Annotated in this window: 4 protein-coding genes; all 4 read right to left on the bottom strand. The window is 30.3% G+C overall.

Annotation, left to right across the window (positions count from 1 at the left end):
• Positions 1-244: 244 nt before the first annotated feature.
• The 4 genes from pyrR to C7954_RS13245 all read right to left on the bottom strand — a co-directional run bounded on the left by pyrR (position 245) and on the right by C7954_RS13245 (position 4,800).
• Positions 245-784, bottom strand: a complete 540-nt coding sequence (pyrR, locus tag C7954_RS13230; RefSeq protein WP_089719922.1) for a bifunctional pyr operon transcriptional regulator/uracil phosphoribosyltransferase PyrR — start codon at positions 782-784, stop codon at positions 245-247.
• Positions 785-980: 196 nt separating this feature from the next.
• Positions 981-2,081 carry a mannose-1-phosphate guanylyltransferase gene (locus C7954_RS13235; protein ID WP_133505843.1) on the bottom strand — a complete coding sequence of 367 codons (1,101 nt, stop codon included), beginning with the start codon at positions 2,079-2,081 and terminating at the stop codon, positions 981-983.
• A 36-nt stretch (positions 2,082-2,117) separates the two neighbouring features.
• On the bottom strand, positions 2,118-2,939 hold the full coding sequence (locus C7954_RS13240) for a hypothetical protein (protein WP_133505845.1): 822 nt from the start codon (positions 2,937-2,939) through the stop codon (positions 2,118-2,120).
• Complete coding sequence (locus C7954_RS13245) at positions 2,926-4,800, bottom strand: glycosyltransferase (protein ID WP_133505847.1); 1,875 nt, start codon at positions 4,798-4,800, stop codon at positions 2,926-2,928. The genes C7954_RS13240 and C7954_RS13245 overlap by 14 nt, the downstream gene beginning before the upstream one ends.
• Between the last annotated feature and the right edge of the window lie 381 nt (positions 4,801-5,181).

Raw genomic sequence — 5,181 nt, forward strand, 5'->3', positions numbered from 1 at the left:
ACGGTGAACACCCTGTCATTGTTGACTTCTACATGATACATGCCACAACATAGATAGGACTTTCACCTATTATCAGAATAATTTACGGAGCACACTAAAAAAACTCCCTACCAATTTAACTGATAAGGAGTTTAAATTCTTTAAGCATTTTCTATCTGCTTTAACAGAAATAGAGTCTGCTGAATTAATTCCTTACCGGCCTCTCTGGACCAATTTAAAGGATCTTTTATTAAATTATTTAAACTTAAGTTTTTTCCAGCAGTAAAACTGCATCTTTTCCGTCAATTTCTTTAAGATTAACATCTACAACCTCTGTTTTAGAAGTTGGCAAATTTTTGCCAACAAAATCTGCTCTGATTGGCAGTTCTCTATGACCTCTATCAATCATTATTGCCAGCTGAATCTGTAAAGGACGCCCTAAATCAATTAGTGCATCGAGTGCTGCCCTAACAGTTCGACCTGTATAAAGCACATCATCTACAAGAACAACTTTTTTGCCTGTGATATCAAAAGGTATTTCTGTCCGATGAACAATCGGCTGCTGGGCAACTGTTGAAAGATCATCCCGATAAAGGGTAATATCTAAAATACCTGTTGGTAGTTTTTGCCCTTCGATTTCTTCAATTCTTGCTGCCAATCTTTCAGCAAGAGGTACTCCTCTGGTTCTAATACCAATTAAAACCAAATCTTCAGTACCTTTGTTTTTTTCTAAAATTTCATGGGCAATTCTTGTAATAGCTCTGCTCATAGCAGATGAATCAATTAGTTCTTTTTTAATCTTCATTTCTGTCTTATCCAAAACATTACCTCCTTTATGGGGAGAACATCTCTCTAGCGACAAAAAAATAACCTTCTCACGGCATAGTAAGAAGGCTGCTAAAATTTATATTTTCCCTTACTAGCCTCTCTGGACTAATTTAAAGAATCATTATTCTATTTGATTAGATATTATCAGAACAAATGCACCAAGTCAAGTTTTATTAAAGATATTCCTCTAAATTTTCTTTTTCAATTAATTTTCTCAATTCTTTAATTTCCTGAGCTTTACCTTTATCACAAATTAAAACAGCATCTCCTGTATTAACAATTATCAGATTCTTTATACCCACTGTAGTCACAATTCGATCACAGCTGTATATTATTGAATCACTAGTATCAATACCTAAATGCTTTCCTACAACAATATTATTCTCACTATTTTTTTTATTTACCCGTTCTAAAGAAGTCCAGCTTCCTAAATCATCCCAAATAAAATTAGCCTTTAATAAATAAATTTCTTCTAGTTTTTCAATCACACCATATTCTATTGAAATATTCTCCAATTCACTGTAGATATTTTTGATTTTTGTTATCTTAGTTTTCTCTCTAATATGGGATAAACTTTTATACTCGCTAATTCCCATTATCTTTTTACAGTTATTATATAACGAGCTTAATTTATTTTCTATTTCCTGCAGCAATAATTTAGCTGGTGTTATATAAATTCCACTATTCCAGTAATAACTACCTGCTGCTAAATATTTTTCTGCAGTTTTAAGATCAGGTTTTTCCTCAAAATTCTGTACCGTATAGTATTCCTGATCGTCAGATACAAGTTGGTCACTGCTGACATGAATATAGCCGTAACCAGTTTCTGGGTATTTTGGTTCAATCCCAATAGTTAAGACAGCATTTTTACTTTCAGCAATTTCTCCGCCTCTTAATAAGAGATCAGTAAAATTCTTTTCACCATTTATCAAATGATCTGATGGTAAGATAAAAATTGTTGAGCCCGGATAGATCTTTTCAATTTTTAAAACTGCCATTGTAATTGCCGGAGCTGTATTTTTACTAACTTCTTCTAATATTATATTTTCTTCTGGTATACAATCAATTTTTTCTTTCACTGCTGCCTCATAATTTACATTTGTTGCAATAAAAATTTGTTCTTTGGGGATTATGAGATTGACTCTTTCTACTGTTTGCTCTAAAAGTGTTTTTTTATCACTATTCAACTTTAAAAACTGTTTAGGCCTGTCTTTTCGGCTTAAAGGCCAAAAACGTGAGCCATTACCTCCTGCCATTATGAGTGCTATTTTCACTTGAGCACCTCCTACAAAACCTTTTTTGAAATAATACTACCTAAAATAAAAATATCTAATCAATTCTAAGCCAGGCCCCGGCCAATTTTCAACTGCATATTCTTTAAAGTAGACTAAAACTGGGTTTAAAAGATTATCCAAATATTCTATTAATCCTGTTTCGAAAGCTGGTAAGATGATCATTACAGCTAACAAATATAAGAGTAAGGTTATAAAATTTAGAATAAGAAAAAAATAGAAAAAACGTTCCATTGTAAGAGAAAACTCATCTGAAAAGATCAAAAAATAAAATAAAGAAAATAAAAGCATTGGAACATAAAAAATTATACCTGGATTACTTCCATTAATATAAGAATATCCTACATATAAAAGTACTGGTGATAAATATAGATAAACATAAACTCTAATCGGTGTTTTTTTAAATAAAAGCCAGAAAAAAACAAATAAATATATTAGAGACACTAGAGGAATATTTTTAGCTAAATTTAATAAAAAAGAATTAAAATTTAACGAAAAAACTCCAACGGCTGACAAATCAAATATACTCCCACTTAAATAAATTAAACGCATACCATAACCATAAATCCAGCTAATATAGCTTAAGGAAAATGCTGCTGCCAGAGTTGGCATTAAAAATGTCATTAATTGAGCCGGCCTTTTTTTCTTTTCTTTTTGGTCTAAGGCAAAAAAGAAAATAACTATATAAAAGGGTAAGATAATTATAAATTCCGGCAGCAATAGGTAGACTAAAGCAGTTGTTAAACTACCTAAAAAGAGATAAGCTGTTTCCTGTTCTTTAAAGTATTCAGTTAAAAAATAATTAGCAAATGAAAATATAATTAATTTAAAAATCAACATCATCACTCACCTCTTTTTCAGTTAAACCATGCTCAGTTTTTTCCCAATAAAAAGGATTAAAAAATAGTTGTTTTAAAGCTTTCCAGGCTGCAACTGACTGTAATAAATAATAAATCGGATTAAGTAATGCATAAATAACCAAATCATAGTATTTTCTTTTAAAAACTGCCATTGTAGATAAATAAATTCCTAAAAAATTACCAAATAATAAATTCCAAAAGGAAATATATAAGAGTAATCCAACGTGATATTCAGCTGCAAAAGCCATACCACTTAACAACCAAAATAAAAATAACAACCAAAAGAATGGAGCAACTAAATGAGTTAACACACTTCCTCCGATGAATATCTGCAGGGTAAACCAACCTCTCAGGCCTACACTTTGAATAAATTTTAACGGCTGTCGATTATGAACTAAAAAAGTCTGTAAATATCCTTTCTGCCAGCGTGATCGTTGATTAATCCAGTTTTTAACTTTATTATTAGCTTCTTCATAAGTCGTAGAATTTAAAATACCAACCTTATATCCTCTAGCATTTGCCCTAATTCCAAGGTCAGCATCTTCTGTAACATTGAAAGGATCCCAGCCTCCCAACTCTCTTAACTTTTCAATCCTAAAATGATTTGAAGTGCCACCAAGAGGGATTGGTAATTTAAGTGCATCTAAACCAGGCAGCATGTAGTCAAACCAATAAGAATACTCTAGAGTAAATAATTTAGTTAGTAAATTATCCTTACGATTAAAATAATTTAAAGCTGACTGAAAACAAATAACTTTATCATCAGATTTCTGGAATGCAATATATGCTTTTTTCAGCTGATCTGGTTCTGGCATATCTTCTGCATCATAAATTGTTAAAAATTCTCCTCTTGCTTCCTTCAGCCCATAGTTGCAGGCCTTAGGTTTAGTCTGAGGATGACTTTCCGGTATATAAATAAAATTCCAGTTATCAGGTGGATGTGCTTCTTTTGCCTTATTGATAGTTTCTAAATCATCTTCTTCAAATAAAAATAAAATATCTAATTTTGAACTGGGATAATCTAATTTTTTTAAGTTCTGAATCAAGGTTCCAATAACTTTTGGTTCTTTATATACTGGAACTAAAATACTATAAATCGGTAATTCTTTTTCATCTAGTGATTCCACTTCTTCCTTGGTAATAAACTCTTCTCTTTCCTGCAGAGCACCGATTATGCTTAAAACAAATTTAAATAAAATAGATCCCATAAACAATAGATTAAAGAAATAAAGTAAAAAATTGATACTAGCACTTCGGTAGTAAATAAAAGAATAAACAAAAGCAGCAGTTAATAAAATAAAAAATATTATTTGCGATTTTGTAAAAACTCTGGATGCTGATTCTTCGGGATGACGATAAAATAATCCTTCAACAGCTTCTTTAACCATTTCATCCTTATAGATGCTTTCTAAAATCATTCTTAAGTCTCTATTTGTAATCAATAATTCTTCAACTTCTACATCAGAAAATTTTCTCCTTATAATTCTTTTTACCTCTTTATTATTTTGTCTGGTGACCATAATTTTTAGCTTATTATTTTCTTTTTTTAACAATAAAAACTGATTAATAATATAAGTTTCAAGTTCGAAACTATTAATTAGATTAAGATCAATGAATTCTTTGTGTTTTTCTAAATTATCACTGCCAAACTCTAAACCAATTTTATCTACTAAAGCCTGGTAAAAGTCAATTGCTCTAGCCAGACCTTCAGAAATTAAAATTTCTCCAATTAAGCCCCCTGATTCTTTCTGGATTTTAAGTGCTTTATTTAAGTCTGATTTTGTAATCAAGTTTTTTTCTAATAAAATCTCACCGATAAATGAATTTTCATTTTCTTTCATTTTTATTCCTCCAATCTCAACAATCTATTGTTAAATCTAATATTATGAAAATTTTGAAATTTTATAATAAAACCTGAATTATTCATAGCAACCACGAAATAAATTATCAGTCCTAATATAGCAACATTCTATCAAAATATTATTTTCACCCGGTGGGTGAAAGAGTTTTTTGAAATTTTTCCTCTAAAAACATAGAAAAAGGAGCCCCTTTCCTTTATAATAATAGTAACCAAACCAAATTAAAAGGAGGGACTCCTAATGGTTACTATAACTGAAAAAAAGGTAAATTTCAAGTCAAATTTAAAAATAAATTTTAATGGTAGTGATTTAACATCAAATTCCGGCATGCTGATGATGCAGATGATCTACGGTTTGATTTTT

It is taken from the genome of Halanaerobium congolense (assembly GCF_004366375.1).
In the GTDB taxonomy this organism is placed as follows: domain Bacteria; phylum Bacillota; class Halanaerobiia; order Halanaerobiales; family Halanaerobiaceae; genus Halanaerobium; species Halanaerobium congolense.

Bases quoted from the DNA above. Each gene is read 5' to 3' on its own strand.
- pyrR (WP_089719922.1), bottom strand. From the start codon at position 784: ATGAAGATTAAAAAAGAACTAATTGATTCATCTGCTATGAGCAGAGCT.
- C7954_RS13240 (WP_133505845.1), bottom strand. From the start codon at position 2,939: ATGTTGATTTTTAAATTAATTATATTTTCATTTGCTAATTATTTTTTA.
- C7954_RS13245 (WP_133505847.1), bottom strand. From the start codon at position 4,800: ATGAAAGAAAATGAAAATTCATTTATCGGTGAGATTTTATTAGAAAAA.